The sequence below is a fragment of the Cyanobium sp. L1E-Cus genome (assembly GCF_024345755.1).
Lineage (GTDB): Bacteria > Cyanobacteriota > Cyanobacteriia > PCC-6307 > Cyanobiaceae > Cyanobium_A > Cyanobium_A usitatum.
This window is the reverse complement of sequence record NZ_JAGQBS010000003.1, coordinates 307,481-321,333: the sequence shown is the minus strand read 5'-3', so window position 1 is coordinate 321,333 and position 13,853 is coordinate 307,481. Positions and strand designations below refer to the sequence as shown.

Here is a 13,853-nt window from a genome sequence, read left to right as displayed (position 1 = left end):
CCAGCTCCAGCTCCAGCTCCTCTAAACCCACCAGCTCCTGCACCTGGCGACCCAGCGTGATCTCCTGCTCATGGGACAGCAGCGGCACTCGCCCGATGTCCCGCAGGTAGCTACGCACCAGGTCGCCGTCGGCCGCGGGCATGGAGCGGGCAGCCTTGTCGGGAGCAGCTGCGGTGGGTGCAGTAGCGATGGCGACGACCACGGCGTTGGGGCTTTGAAGATGTGTAAAGCCTAACCTGAAGAAGTGTTAACTCCTCTCAGAAACCCCAAAACTGCTACTGCGACTTAAGCCACTCCCAGCAGCGACCTAGCCAGGCGCGGCGCGTTGCAGCAGCCAAGAGGCGGTTTGCAGGTAGATGAACACCCCAGCGACGTCTGTAGCGGTGGCAATAAAAGGCGCGGACATCAAGGCCGGATCCAGGCCCAGACGGTCAAACAGCAGCGGCAGGGCCGCGCCGGCCGTTGCAGCGAGGGTGGTGATCGCCACCAGGCTCAGGCCGGCGGCCATAGCCACTAACCAGCTGCCTGCCACGTAGGCGGCCCACGGCACCACCGCCAGCACCATCAACAAGCCCAGCAGGGCGCCGGCCACAGATTCACGCCAGATCGCCCGCCAGGCGCCCATCGCCTGAATGCGCTGGGTGCTCAGGCCCCGAATCACAACGGTGGAGCTCTGGGCTCCCACATTGCCGCCGGTGCCGATCAGCAGCGGAATAAAGGCGGCGAGCACCACCACCTGCTTGAGCACCAACTCCTGGGAGGCGATCACCGCCGAGGTGCCGCTGTTGGCCACCAACAGCACCAGCAGCCACACCACCCGGCGCCGCGCCACGGTGAACAAGTTGCTCTGGAAGTAGTCGTCTTCATCGCCAGCCTGCACGGCGCCGGCGGCGTAGAGGTCGCGGGTGGCCTCCTGCTCGATCACGTCGATGACGTCGTCCACGGTGACGATCCCCACCAACCGCTGCTCCCGGTCCACCACCGGCACGGCCAGGAAGTCGTAGCGCTGGATAGCGCGCGCCACCTCCTCCTGGTCGGTGTCGGTGCCAACGCTCACCACATCGCGGGTCATCACATCGCCGATGCGGGCCTCGGGGTCGGCCGTAACCAGATCCCGCAGCGACAGGATGCCGGTGAGGTGGCGCGAGCCATCGGTGACATATAGAGAATAAATGGTTTCTGTGTCGCGGGCGCGGCGGCGCACGATCGCCAGGGCTTGGGCGGCGCTGTGAAACTCCTTGAGGTCGACGAATTCGGTGGTCATCAGCCGGCCCGCCGTCTCCGCCTCGTAGCCGAGTAGTTGGGCCGTGACCCGCCGCTCCGCCGGGCTGAGTTCGGCAAGCAGGCGCCTCACCACCTTGGCGGGCAACTCATCAAAAAGCCGCACCCGATCGTCGGGTGACATTTCCTCCACCAGCTCCAGCACCTCGCCGGAGCGCAGCCGCTCCAGCAGGGTCTGCTGCACTGACGCATCGAGGTATTCATAGACCTCAATTGCCTCGTCCTTGGGCAGCAGCCGAAAGGCCAGGGCCTGCAGGGTGCGCGGCAAGCTGCCTATAGCTTCAGCTGCGTCCACCTCCTGCACGGGGCCGAGCAGCAACTTGGCGCCGTCGTAGTTACCTGCCTCAAGCAGGCTTTCCAGCTGTTGGGCCACCACCTCGGCCACCTGGATCCCGTTGGCTTCGCCCATAGGCCCCGCGACGCCGCAATGCTGAGTTTATGGGTCGCAGCTGCCTTCGGCCCGCTATGGTCCGGCCAACTGATGACAACCGGACCAATGGCTATCTCCGTGACCAATGTGGCCGTGCGCGATGCCAAAGGCGACAAGCGCAATTTGGGCGAATGGGCCGGCAAGGTGCTGCTGATCGTGAACGTGGCCAGCCGCTGCGGATTCACCCGCCAATACGCAGGCCTGCAGGCCCTCCAGGGGAGCTACGGCCCCCAGGGCCTGGCCGTGCTCGGCTTCCCCTGCAACGATTTCGGCGCCCAGGAGCCCGGCACGCTGCCAGAGATCCAGCAGTTCTGCTCCACCACCTACGGCGCCAACTTTGAGTTGCTCGACAAAGTGCAGATGGCCGAAGAGCCCTACACCACCCTCAGCAAGAGCGAGCCCGCTGGCCCCGTGGGCTGGAACTTCGAGAAGTTTCTGGTGGGCAAGGACGGCACCGTGTTGGGCCGCTACAAGAGCAACGTGGAGCCCGATTCAGCTGAATTAAAGAGCGCCATCGAAGCTGCCCTAGCCGCCTAACCGGCGGATCGTTGGTCTGTTAGGGAAGGTCGGGATAACCCGGGGGCCGGGGCGGGGGCATCCAGGTCGCTGGATGAGACTCATGCCAGCGACTTCATGGTGATTGGCCGCACGGTGGCTTTCCAGAGCTTCCTTAGCCCTCATTGAGTTTGTACATCTGTACAAACTCAATGAGATACCAATGTCGAGTGTGCCCTCAAGCAACTCACTCAACCAGCAGCCAACCAGCCGCGGCGATCGGCGGCCTGCACTTGAAGCCAGCGCTGGCCGGAACTGCCCCGCCAGCTGCGCAGCACTCGCATGGGCTCGCCAGGTCCCAGCTGCTGCAGGGCGGGGGCGCGCTGCTCCGGTGCTGCCCGCAACGCCACGGCCTGGGTGGACAGCAAGGGATCTCCGGCACAACGCCGGCGCACCTCAAGCGGCCTGCGATCAGCCCCTCCGGCAGGCAAGCCCACGGGGGTGATCAGGGCGAAACCAAGCAGGGCTGCCCAGCGCCAGGCTGCAGACGACTGCATCATGCGGATGTCCGCCATCAAATATCGAGCTGGGCTAGATCGAGGGTGGCGCTATGGGCCTCGATAAATTCCCGGCGCGGGGCCACTTTGTCGCCCATCAGGATTGTGAAGATGCGATCGGCTTCGAGGGCATCTTCAATCTCGACTCGCTTCATCATGCGAGTGGTGGGGTCCATGGTGGTTTCCCATAGCTGCTTCGGCATCATTTCGCCCAAGCCCTTGAAACGCTGGATCGTGTAGTTCGCCTTCTCACCAAATGAAGCGATCGTTTTCTTGAGATCGTCTTCGTTGTAGCAGTAGGTGTGGTTCTTACCCCGCTCCACTTTATAGAGGGGTGGGCAGGCGATGTAGATGTAGCCACCCTCAACTAGGGCCCGCTGATAGCGGAAGAAGAAGGTGAGAATCAGAGTGCGGATGTGGGCGCCGTCGACGTCGGCGTCGGTCATGATCACGATCCGGTGGTAGCGAAGATTTTTCTCATCAAACTCCTCGCCTTTAATCCCCAAACCTAGTCCGGTGATTAGCGCCTGAATTTCAGTATTTTTATAAATCTTGGCGTCGTCAGTTTTCTCGATGTTGAGAATTTTGCCCCGCAATGGCAGGATCGCTTGGAAGCGACGGTCGCGCCCCTGCTTGGCCGAACCACCAGCTGAATCCCCCTCCACGATGTAGATCTCAGACTCGGCCGGGTCGCGGGAGGAGCAATCTGCCAACTTGCCAGGCAGGGTGGAGCTCTCGAGCACGCTCTTGCGTCGCACCAGCTCGCGGGCGCGGCGGGCAGCCTCGGCTGCATTGAAGGCCTGAATAGCCTTCTCGAGGATCAGATCGATCACCGAGGGATTGAATTCAAGATATTCGCTGAGGGCTTCACCCACCAGCGTGTCAACAATGCCGCGAACTTCCGTATTGCCCAGCTTAGTTTTGGTCTGACCCTCAAATTCCGGGTCGGGCACCTTCACCGAAAGCACCGCGGTGAGGCCCTCGCGGATGTTTTCGCCGGCCAGATTGGTATCGGCATCCTTGCGCTTGCCGCGCTTTTTGGCAAAGGTGTTGAGGGTGCGGGTAAGCACCGTTTTCAGGCCCTCGATATGGGTGCCACCATCGACAGTGCGGATGTTGTTGGCAAAGCCAAGAATGCTGTCTGAGTAGGCATCCACGCACCACTGCAGTGCCGCTTCCACCTGTACACCATCCTTTTCGCGGTTGACGTAAATGATTTCGGGGTGGAGAGGATCCTTCTCCTTATTCATGTAGGCGACATATTCCTTGATGCCGCCTTCGTAGAAATAGATCTCTTCGTGAGCTTCGCCAGCGGCATTGCGGGCCACAGCACGGTCGTCACGGAAGACAATCCGCACCCCACCATTGAGGTAGGCCAGCTCGCGCAAACGCGAGGAGAGAGTTTGGTAATCGAACTCAATGCCGGTCGAGAAAATCTCGATATCGGGCTTGAAGCACACCGATGTTCCGGTGCGGCCCTTCTCGCCAGCGGCTGATTGCAGGATGCCGATCGGAGCACCTCGCTCAAAGCGCTGGGTATGCACTTGGTCTTGGCGATAAACCGTGACCTCCACCCACTCGGAGAGGGCATTGACCACCGACACACCAACGCCGTGCAGGCCGCCAGAAACCTTGTAGCCACCAGAACCAAACTTGCCGCCGGCGTGCAACACCGTGAGCACGGTTTCAAGGGCGCTCTTACCGGTGCGCGGGTGGATATCGGTGGGGATGCCGCGGCCGTTGTCGGTGACGGCGCAAGAGCCGTCATCGTTGAGCACCGCCAGGATCTGGTCGCAGTGGCCGGCTAGGGCCTCATCCACTGCGTTGTCGACCACCTCGTACACCAAATGGTGCAGGCCTCGGGGGCCGGTGGAGCCGATGTACATGCCCGGACGTTTACGAACGGGCTCCAGGCCCTCCAGAACCTGGATCTGCTCGGCGCCATAGGCGGCCTGAATTTTCGTGGAAGCTTGGCTTTCAGCGCTCATGCAGGAAGGTCTCCCCAGGGATTCGGCACAGGACGGCGAAATCCCGGGGCAAGTAAGGCGCAAACGAGCCCAAAAGCCCTTTTGCAATAAGCAATTTACCACCGCCAACTCGGGCTGACACCCCCTGGCAAGGTGGACCCATGAGCCCCACTGAGTCCGCAGGCCAACCCCTTGTCATCGTCTTGCTAGGCCCCACGGCCAGCGGCAAAACGGACCTAGCGATCGCCCTGGCCCAGGCCCTGGATCTGGCGGTGCTGAACGTGGATTCGCGCCAGCTCTACCGGCAGATGGACGTGGGCACCGCCAAGCCCACGGCCGCTCAGCGGGGGCAGGCGCGCCACGAGCTGCTGGATCTGCGCGATCCCGACCAGCCGATCAACCTGCAGGAGTTTCGGGCGATCGCCGAGGCCCAGCTCAACGCCGAACTTGCCCGCAAGCCCCTGGCCCTGCTGGCGGGCGGCAGCGGCCTCTACCTACAGGCCCTCACCCAGGGGCTGGAGCCCCCAGCGGTGCCACCCCAACCCCAGCTGCGCGCCCAGCTGGCAGCCCTCGGCCAGCCCCTCTGCCACCAGCTGCTGCGCCAGGGCGATCCAGCGGCCGCCGCTCGCATCGCCCCCGCCGATGCCGTGCGCACCCAAAGGGCCCTGGAGGTGCTTTATGCCACAGGGCGGCCCCTATCCAGCCAGCAGGGGGCCACGCCGCCGCCCTGGCGGGTGCTGGAGCTGGGCCTAAACCCCACCGACCTAACAGGCCGCATTGCCAGCCGCACCAAGGGCCTATTTGCTGCGGGGCTGGTAGCTGAAACCGAAGCGCTGATCGAGCGCTACGGGGCTGAACTGCCCCTGCTCAACACCATCGGCTACGGCGAGGCGAAGCAGCAGCTGGCCGGCGAGCTCAGCGAAACTGAAGCGATCGCCCTTTGCGAGCAGCGCACCCGCCAATTCGCCAAACGGCAACGCACCTGGTTTCGGCGGCGCCATGAGCCGATCTGGCTGGAAGAGCGCAGCACCGAGGGGCAGTTGGCCCAGGCGTTGCAAGTGGTCGAGCGCGGACTAGGGTGAAGCGTTAGCGATTTCGCGATCCTTCACACCCCTGAATGCCTCCACGTCCCCGTTTTGACCGCCGTGCTCCCGTGCGGGAGCTGCCCAACATCAACGACCGCATCAGCTACCCCAACCTGCGGGTGGTGGATGCCGATGGCAGTCAACTGGGGGTGATCACCCGCGAGGAGGCCCTTGAGGTTGCCAAGGACCGCGAGCTCGATCTGGTGTTGGTGAGCGAAAAGGCCGATCCGCCGGTGTGCCGGATCATGGACTACGGCAAATACAAGTTTGAGCAGGAAAAGAAGGCCAAAGAAGCCAAGAAGAAGTCGCACCAGACGGAGGTAAAAGAAGTGAAGATGCGCTACAAGATCGACTCGCACGACTATCAGGTGCGGATCGGCCAGGCGCAGCGCTTCCTTAAGGACGGCGACAAGGTGAAGTGCACCGTGATCTTCCGCGGCCGCGAAATCCAGCACACCGCCTTAGCTGAAGTACTGCTCTACCGCATGGCCAAGGACCTCGAGGACAACGCCGAGATCCAGCAGCCCCCCAAGCGGGAAGGGCGCAACATGATCATGTTCCTGAGCCCCCGCAAGGCCGCCGCTCCCAAGGGCAACAGCAAGGTCGCTTCAAGTTCCGCTGCAGAACCCACGGGTTAAACCGCTTCTATAGCGATCGCCGACATATCGCTCAAGCGCTGAGCGGTTGAAGGGAAGGTCTGGGCTGCTGACATTGGCGGACTGACATTGGCGGGCGGGCATTGGCGGGCGGGCATTGGGTTTTTGCGCGTGTGCAGGAAGTTGTACAGATGTACAACTTCCCGGAGGGCCGCCCTCTTGCACCAGGCCCAACCGGCACACGCCCGTATGCCAACAGGGGGATTGTCCCCAGGGCCAAGCCTCTTTATGGTGGCCACCAGCCCAATTGGCCCAACCCCGGCGTGCGATTCCACATCCAGCAGGAAAGCGACATCCCGGCGTCGACGCAGCTCTACAACCAGATCTGCTTCGCCATTGCGGCCCGCCACTACCCGCCGGGGCACCGATTGCCCAGCACCAGGCAGCTGGCGATGCAAACCGGCCTGCACCGCAACACGATCAGCAAGGTGTATCGCCAGCTGGAAACCGACGGCGTCGTTGAAGCGATGGCGGGATCGGGCATCTATGTGCGCGACCAGCAAAAGCCGCGGGAAATCAAGCCGCCGCCGGGCCCCAGGGGCCGTCCCCTGCCAGACATCGACCGTGAGGTGCGCCAGAGCGTCGATGGCCTGCTCAATGCCGGCTGCACCCTGCAGCAGAGCCGCGACTTATTCACCCGGGAGATCGACTGGCGTCTGCGCTGCGGCGCCCGGGTGCTAGTCAGCACCCCCCGCGAGGACATCGGCGCCTCGATGCTGATCGCCGAGGAGCTCATCCCCAGCCTGGAGGTGCCGGTGGAGGTGGTGCCGATGGAGGAGCTGGCGGCGGTGCTGACCGAATCCAACAACGGCACGGTGGTGACCAGCCGCTACTTCCTCCAGCCGGTGGAGGAGATTGCCAAGCAGCACGGCGTGCGGGCGGTGGCCGTTGATCTCAACGATTTTCGCCACGAGCTCGACCTACTCAAGGAGCTGCGCCAGGGCAGCTGCGTGGGCCTGGTGAGCATCAGCCCGGGGATCCTGCGGGCCGCCGAGGTGATACTGCACAGCATGCGCGGCAACGAGCTGCTAGTGATGACCGCCAACCCTGACACAGGCAGCCGCCTGCTGGCCCTGCTGCGGGCCGCCAGCCACGTGCTCTGCGACCGCCCCAGCCTGCCTCTGGTGGAGCAGAGCCTGCGCCAAAACAGGGCCCAACTAATACGGATGCCGGTGGTGCACTGCGCCCAGAGCTACCTAGGCACCGCCACCATCGACGGACTGCGCAAAGAAATTGGCCTACTGGCTACCTGAAACCAATGGCTACATGAACCAAATGGCAGGCTGAATCAAGCGGATGAAGAGATTCGAACTCTCGACCCTCTCCTTGGCAAGGAGATGCTCTACCACTGAGCTACATCCGCAACTACCGGCTTTGCCGATTTCAAGATCATGCATGACGGGGGGCCCCTCGGTCAAACTGGCTCCATGCTCAAGGCACTGCAGGCCGACCTGGCGATCATCAAGCAACGAGATCCTGCGGCCCGAGGCACGCTGGAAATCCTGCTCTGCTATCCGGGCTTGCACGCCCTAACCCTGCACCGTCTCAGCCATTGGCTCTGGGGCCGGCGGCTGCCGCCGTTGCCCCTGCTGGCACGGCTGCTGAGCCAGCTGGGGCGACTGGCTACCGGTGTTGAAATCCACCCCGGCGCCCGGATCGGCCATGGCGTGTTCATCGACCACGGCATGGGAGTGGTGATCGGTGAAACAGCCGTGATCAGTAACCGCTGCCTGCTGTATCAGGGCGTCACCCTGGGCGGCACCGGCAAGGCCCATGGCAAGCGCCACCCCACCCTGCTGGAGAACGTGGTGGTGGGCGCCGGCGCCAAGGTGCTGGGGGCGATCACCGTGGGTGCCAACACCCGCATCGGCGCCGGCTCGGTGCTGCTGCGCGATGTGGCGGCCGACAGCACGGTGGTGGGCATCCCGGGCCGGGTGATCCATCAGAGCGGGGTGAGGATCGACCCCCTTGCCCACTCAGCCCTGCCAGACACGGAGGCGAATGTGATCCGCAACCTGATGGAGCGCATCGACGTGTTGGAAATGGAGCTGGCCCGCACCCAAGGCTGCCTGCGGGAGCTGGCCGCCGGCCGCCCCCTGCTGGAGCCCTGCAACGGCGCCGCTCAAAACCTCAAAGATCGCGAGATCCTGGAGTTCCTGGGCGACAACCCTGGCACCACCAGGTGAGTCCTGGTTTCACACGCGTGCCTTCAGATGGCAGCTTTCACATCAGTGCGAGCAAAATCATCACCTTTGAACAGCAGCGGCAGGTCCAGGGCCATGGCTAGGCCGTAGCTGAAGCAATCACCCAGGTTGAGGCCAGCCCGGTGGCGGCCCTTGCCGAAGTGGCGCCAGCCGTGGAGGGCCAAGTGCACATGCAACGTGTCGAGCGGAAGCGACTTGATCTCCGCTCGGCCCAAGAGCAAGTCCAACTCAGGAGGCCCTGCCTCACCGAGCTGACTGATCACCAGGATCTGAGCTTCCAAGAGAGTGGCGGTGGAGATCCACTTCGGAGATGGCTGACTCAGGCAGACAAGGAGTTCGGCAGCTTCCGGCTCCGCTTTGAGAATGGCTATCAGAGCAGAGGTATCGATCACCATCAGACCGGCAGACCGTCATCGTCGTAGAGGGCATCCTGCAACTCCTTGCTGGTGCGCTGGTCTGGCCAATGCAGATTGCTGAAGCGCCCCAACAAAGCGAGTAACTGCTGCAACTTGGCATCCTGCAGCTTCAGCGCAGATGGCCCTGGGCTTCTCTCCAGTTCGGCCGCAAGCGCACGACGCACGGCATCGGTCACGGTGGTGCCATGCCGCGCCGCCAGCTCACGGGCTATGGCATGAACCTCAGGGTCTTTGATGTTCATGCCCATGGATGCTCACACCCCCACAAGGAGCAGGGTAGAAATCAACCATAATTCTACCTAGACCCCGATCTCACCCACAACGAAGATCACCTTCTTGTCGCCATGAACAACAAGATAAGGCGCTAACTTGACGCCATGGACGACAAGCTGCCCGCAGGGCTGAAAGCCCTGCTGCGCCAGAAACTGGTGGACAGCTGGCAGCAGCCGCTACCCCAGCTGACCCAGCGCGACACCTGGATCCCCAGGATCCCCGGCAAAACGCTGGCCGTGATCGGCATGCGCCGCAGCGGCAAAACCTCACTGCTATGGCAGGAGCTGGGCCGGCGTGTGGAGGCGGGCGAGGAGCGCAGCTGGCTGCCGATGCTGTCGCTGGAAGACGAGCGCCTGCTGGCCCACAACCCTGGTGCGGAGCTGCTCGACCAGCTTCTCGAGACTTATTTCCAGCTCCAGCCCCAGGCGCGGCAAGCGGGAGCGCGGCGGGGCTGCCTGTTTCTCGATGAGATCCAACGCATTCCCGGCTGGGAGGGATTCGTGCGGCGGGTGATGGACAGCGAACCGATCGACGTGGTTGTGAGTGGCTCGTCGGCGGAGATGCTCTCCACCGAGATCGCCAGCAACCTGCGGGGGCGCGCCCTAGAGGCGGTGGTGTATCCGTTCAGCTTCCGCGAGAGCCTCCGCCACCGAAGCCTGGAGCCGCTGCAGCCGAGCACGCACTGGAGCAGCGCCCAGCGCTCGCAGCTCACTCACCAGCTGGAGCACTACCTGCGCTGCGGGGGGTTCCCGGAGGCTCAGGGACTGGAGGAGCGCAGCCGCCGGCTGCTGCTGGGCAGCTACGTGGACAGCACCGTGCTGCGGGATGTGATCGAGCGCCATGCCATCCGCCAGCCCCTGGCTCTGCAATGGCTGGTGCGGCAGCTGCTCGGCAACGGTGGCGGCAGCTTCAGCCTCAACCGCCTGCATGGGGCCCTGAAAAGCCAGGGTCTAGCGATCGGCCGCGAACACCTAGCCGAGCTGGTGCAGCACCTAGAGAGTGCCTTCCTGATCCACTGCTTGGGCGTGGTGGGAGGTTCGCTGAGGCGTCAGATGACGCTGCCCCGCAAGGTGTATCCGGTCGATCCGGGTTTGCTGCCCCTCTATGAACTGGAGGGGCGCAGCAATCTCGGACATGCGCTGGAAACCGTGGTGCTTTTGGAATTACTGCGGAAAGGAGCGGAGGTGGGCTACCTGCGTACAAGCAACGGCAACGAGGTGGACTTCCTCGCCCGTTTCCCCGATGGCCGGCGGGAGCTGATCCAGGTGTGTACCGATCTCAGTGAACCAGCGACTTTGCAAAGGGAGCTGCGGGCACTCCTGGAGGCCCTGCAGGAACCGTCGAGCAGCGGCGCCCAAGCGCGGGTGATTTCACTCAACAACAGGCCGCCCCGGGGGGAATGGCCACAACCGGTGGCCTGGAGCAGCGCAGTGGAATGGCTGCTGGAGTGAGCCGAATCAGCTGATGCACTGGCCTTGTCGAGGTGCGTTTAGGCAAGCTGACGGCAGCCAGCGGACTGGTCGACACCCTGCCCCAACTCCTGGCGGCTTCAGGGCTGCAGGCCTTCCCTTAGCGCTTGCTCTGGTAGCCGCCCGGTAAGATTTGGATTGTGCTGGCCGTTCCGCCTCAATGCTCAAGCTGCTGCTGGGTGATCCAAATGCCCGCAAGCTGAAGCGCTACCAGCCGATCGTTTCCGATATCAACCTGCTCGAGGAGGAAATCTCCCCCCTCTCCGACGACGAGCTGCGCGGCCTCACGGCTGAATTCCGCCTGAAGTTGGAGCAGGTGGCGGGCAATGCCGTCAAGGAGCGGGCCTTGCTCGATGAGCTGCTGCCCCAGGCCTTTGCCGTGGTGCGCGAGGCCGGCAAGCGGGTGCTGGGCATGCGGCACTTCGATGTGCAGCTGATCGGCGGCATGGTGCTGCACAACGGTCAAATCGCTGAGATGAAAACCGGCGAGGGCAAAACCCTCGTGGCCACCCTGCCCGCCTACCTCAACGCCCTCACCGGGCGGGGCGTGCACGTGGTGACGGTGAACGACTACCTGGCCCGGCGCGACGCCGAGTGGATGGGCCAGGTGCACCGCTTCCTGGGGCTCTCGGTGGGCCTAATCCAGCAGGAGATGACGCCAACCACCCGCCGGGCCAACTACGCCTGCGACATCACCTACGCCACCAACAGCGAGCTGGGCTTCGACTACCTGCGCGACAACATGGCCAGCGACATCGCTGAGGTGGTGCAGCGCCAGCCCAACTACTGCGTGATCGACGAGGTCGATTCGATCCTGATCGACGAGGCCCGCACGCCGCTGATTATCTCCGGCCAGATCGAGCGCCCCCAGGAGAAATACCGCCGCGCAGCCGAGGTGGCTGAGCTGCTGGAGCGCTCGGCCGAACTAGGCAAAGACGGTATCGACCCCGAGGGCGACTACGAGGTCGACGAGAAGCAGCGCAATGTGACCCTCACCGACGAGGGCTATGCCAAGGCCGAGCAGGAGCTGGGGGTGACCGATCTCTTCAACCCAGAAGACCCCTGGGCCCACTTCATCGGCAATGCCCTCAAGGCAAAGGAGATGTTTGCCAAGGACGTGAACTACATCGTGCGCAATGGCGATGCGGTGATCGTGGACGAATTCACCGGCCGGGTGATGCCAGGGCGGCGCTGGAGCGACGGCCTGCACCAGGCGATTGAGGCCAAGGAACAGCTGGAGATTCAGCCCGAAACCCAAACCCTCGCCTCGATCACCTACCAAAACTTCTTCCTGCTCTACCCGCGCCTGGCCGGGATGACCGGCACCGCCAAAACCGAGGAAGTGGAATTCGAGAAGACCTACAAGCTCGAGGTCACGATTGTGCCCACCAACCGGGTGCGCTCCCGCTCCGACTGGACCGATCAGGTATACAAAACCGAAACCGCTAAATGGCGGGCGGTAGCCCTGGAAACCGCCGAGGTGCACAAGGGCGGCCGGCCGGTGCTGGTGGGCACCACCAGTGTGGAGAAATCCGAGCTGCTATCAACCCTGCTGGCTGAGCAAGACATCCCCCACAACCTGCTAAATGCCAAGCCAGAGAACGTGGAGCGGGAAGCCGAAATCGTGGCCCAGGCAGGCCGGGCTGGCGCAGTGACCATCGCCACCAACATGGCGGGCCGTGGCACCGACATCATTCTGGGCGGCAATAGCGATTACATGGCCCGCCTCAAGCTGCGCGAGGTTCTGTTGCCCAAGCTGGTGCGCCCGGAAAATGAGCACAGGCCCATCCCCTCAGCCAAAGCCGCGCGCGAGGTCCGCAGTTTGGGGAGCCTCTATCCCTGCAGTCTAAGCGAAACGACTGACCAGGATCTGGCCACCCTCGCCAAAGACCTCGTGAATGCCTGGGGCGACCGGCAGCTCACCTTGCTGGAGCTGGAAGACCGCATTGCCCAGGCAGCCGAAAAGGCCCCCAGCGAGGACCCCCAAATCCAGGCCCTGCGCGACTGCATCGCCCAGGTGAAGGCTGAATACGACGACATGGTGAAGCAAGACGATCAGCAGGTGCGCGAAGCCGGTGGACTGCACGTAATCGGCACCGAGCGCCACGAATCCCGCCGCGTCGACAATCAACTGCGCGGCCGCGCCGGACGTCAGGGTGATCCCGGCTCCACCCGCTTCTTCCTGTCGCTGGAAGACAACCTGCTGCGCATCTTCGGCGGCGATCGGGTCGCCGGACTGATGAATGCCTTCCGGGTGGAAGAAGACATGCCGATTGAATCAGGCATGCTCACCCGCTCGCTGGAAGGGGCCCAGAAGAAGGTGGAAACCTACTACTACGACATCCGCAAGCAGGTATTCGAATACGACGAGGTGATGAACAACCAGCGCAAAGCCGTTTACACCGAGCGGCGCCGGGTGCTCGAGGGCCGCGAGCTCAAGGCCCAGGTGATCGGCTACGGCGAGCGCACCATCGAAGACATCGTGGATGCCTATGTGAACCCGGAGCTCCCCCCCGAGGAATGGGATCTCAGCCGCTTGGTGGATAAAACCAAGGAGTTTATTTATATCCTGGAAGATCTAACGCCCGACCAACTACAGGGTTTAGGGGTTGAGGAGCTCAAGGCCTTCCTGCAGGAGCAGCTGCGCAATGCCTACGACATCAAGGAGGGCCAAGTTGAGCAGCAACGCCCGGGGTTGATGCGCGAAGCCGAGCGCTACTTCATCCTGCAGCAGATCGACACGCTCTGGAGGGAGCACCTGCAAGCGATGGACGCCCTGCGCGAATCGGTGGGCCTGAGGGGATATGGGCAGAAGGATCCGTTGATCGAATATAAGAATGAGGGGTACGATATGTTCTTGGAGATGATGACGCAGATGCGAAGGAATGTGATCTATTCGATGTTTATGTTTCAGCCGGCGCCGGCGCCACAGGGGACGGCGGCTTAGATTAGTAGGATGAACAGACAGAATCATCCTTACCCAATAAGCTAAAGCGCTTACCAAAAGATCTAGGACCTAA

At 63.0% G+C, this 13,853-nt stretch carries 13 protein-coding genes and 1 tRNA gene; 7 read left to right on the top strand and 7 right to left on the bottom strand.

What is annotated here, in order from left to right; genetic code table 11:
* Both KBZ22_RS04465 and mgtE read right to left on the bottom strand, forming a co-directional pair.
* Positions 1 to 190: sigma-70 factor domain-containing protein (locus tag KBZ22_RS04465; protein ID WP_396111653.1), on the bottom strand; the 190-nt coding region annotated here is incomplete at its 3' end.
* 117 nt (positions 191 to 307) lie between these two features.
* Positions 308 to 1,690, bottom strand: coding sequence for a magnesium transporter (gene mgtE, locus KBZ22_RS04460; protein WP_254992992.1), 1,383 nt, complete (start codon positions 1,688 to 1,690; stop codon positions 308 to 310).
* Positions 1,691 to 1,777: 87 nt separating this feature from the next.
* On the opposite strand from mgtE, the gene KBZ22_RS04455 reads away from it, so the two are divergent.
* Complete coding sequence (locus tag KBZ22_RS04455) at positions 1,778 to 2,248, top strand: glutathione peroxidase (protein WP_255021188.1); 471 nt, start codon at positions 1,778 to 1,780, stop codon at positions 2,246 to 2,248.
* 209 nt (positions 2,249 to 2,457) lie between these two features.
* Here KBZ22_RS04455 and KBZ22_RS04450 read toward each other — a convergent pair whose 3' ends face one another.
* Both KBZ22_RS04450 and gyrB read right to left on the bottom strand, forming a co-directional pair.
* Entirely contained in the window at positions 2,458 to 2,781 is a 324-nt protein-coding gene (locus KBZ22_RS04450) for an SH3 domain-containing protein (RefSeq protein ID WP_254942832.1), read from the bottom strand.
* On the bottom strand, positions 2,781 to 4,751 hold the full coding sequence (gyrB, locus tag KBZ22_RS04445) for a DNA topoisomerase (ATP-hydrolyzing) subunit B (protein ID WP_255021172.1): 1,971 nt from the start codon (positions 4,749 to 4,751) through the stop codon (positions 2,781 to 2,783). Before gyrB ends, KBZ22_RS04450 begins: the two co-directional genes overlap by 1 nt.
* Positions 4,752 to 4,891: 140 nt before the next feature.
* On the opposite strand from gyrB, the gene miaA reads away from it, so the two are divergent.
* The 3 genes from miaA (at position 4,892) to KBZ22_RS04430 (ending at position 7,724) form a co-directional block, all read left to right on the top strand.
* Positions 4,892 to 5,812, top strand: a complete 921-nt coding sequence (miaA, locus tag KBZ22_RS04440) for a tRNA (adenosine(37)-N6)-dimethylallyltransferase MiaA (RefSeq protein ID WP_255021171.1) — start codon at positions 4,892 to 4,894, stop codon at positions 5,810 to 5,812.
* A gap of 35 nt (positions 5,813 to 5,847) precedes the next feature.
* Positions 5,848 to 6,453, top strand: a complete 606-nt coding sequence (gene infC, locus KBZ22_RS04435) for a translation initiation factor IF-3 (RefSeq protein WP_254942830.1) — start codon at positions 5,848 to 5,850, stop codon at positions 6,451 to 6,453.
* A 281-nt stretch (positions 6,454 to 6,734) separates the two neighbouring features.
* On the top strand, positions 6,735 to 7,724 hold the full coding sequence (locus KBZ22_RS04430; RefSeq protein WP_254942829.1) for a GntR family transcriptional regulator: 990 nt from the start codon (positions 6,735 to 6,737) through the stop codon (positions 7,722 to 7,724).
* 38 nt (positions 7,725 to 7,762) lie between these two features.
* On the opposite strand, the gene KBZ22_RS04425 is transcribed toward KBZ22_RS04430, so the two are convergent.
* Positions 7,763 to 7,834: transfer RNA gene (locus tag KBZ22_RS04425), tRNA-Gly, on the bottom strand.
* A gap of 64 nt (positions 7,835 to 7,898) precedes the next feature.
* Here KBZ22_RS04425 and cysE point away from each other — a divergent pair.
* A complete protein-coding gene (cysE, locus tag KBZ22_RS04420) occupies positions 7,899 to 8,657 on the top strand; it encodes a serine O-acetyltransferase (RefSeq protein WP_255021170.1) in 759 nt (252 codons plus the stop codon).
* Between the two features lie 23 nt (positions 8,658 to 8,680).
* Here the strand turns inward: cysE and KBZ22_RS04415 are convergent, their stop codons facing one another.
* Together KBZ22_RS04415 and KBZ22_RS04410 are read right to left on the bottom strand one after the other, a co-directional pair.
* Positions 8,681 to 9,070, bottom strand: coding sequence for a type II toxin-antitoxin system VapC family toxin (locus tag KBZ22_RS04415; RefSeq protein ID WP_255021169.1), 390 nt, complete (start codon positions 9,068 to 9,070; stop codon positions 8,681 to 8,683).
* Positions 9,070 to 9,339, bottom strand: a complete 270-nt coding sequence (locus KBZ22_RS04410) for a type II toxin-antitoxin system VapB family antitoxin (protein ID WP_255021168.1) — start codon at positions 9,337 to 9,339, stop codon at positions 9,070 to 9,072. The genes KBZ22_RS04415 and KBZ22_RS04410 overlap by 1 nt, the downstream gene beginning before the upstream one ends.
* 129 nt (positions 9,340 to 9,468) lie before the next feature.
* Here KBZ22_RS04410 and KBZ22_RS04405 point away from each other — a divergent pair, with 129 nt between their 5' ends.
* The gene (locus tag KBZ22_RS04405) at positions 9,469 to 10,815 is read left to right on the top strand and encodes an ATP-binding protein (protein WP_255021167.1); all 1,347 of its coding nucleotides are present in this window, start codon (positions 9,469 to 9,471) and stop codon (positions 10,813 to 10,815) included.
* Between the two features lie 178 nt (positions 10,816 to 10,993).
* Entirely contained in the window at positions 10,994 to 13,780 is a 2,787-nt protein-coding gene (secA, locus tag KBZ22_RS04400; RefSeq protein WP_255021166.1) for a preprotein translocase subunit SecA, read from the top strand.
* The last annotated feature ends 73 nt before the right edge of the window (positions 13,781 to 13,853 follow it).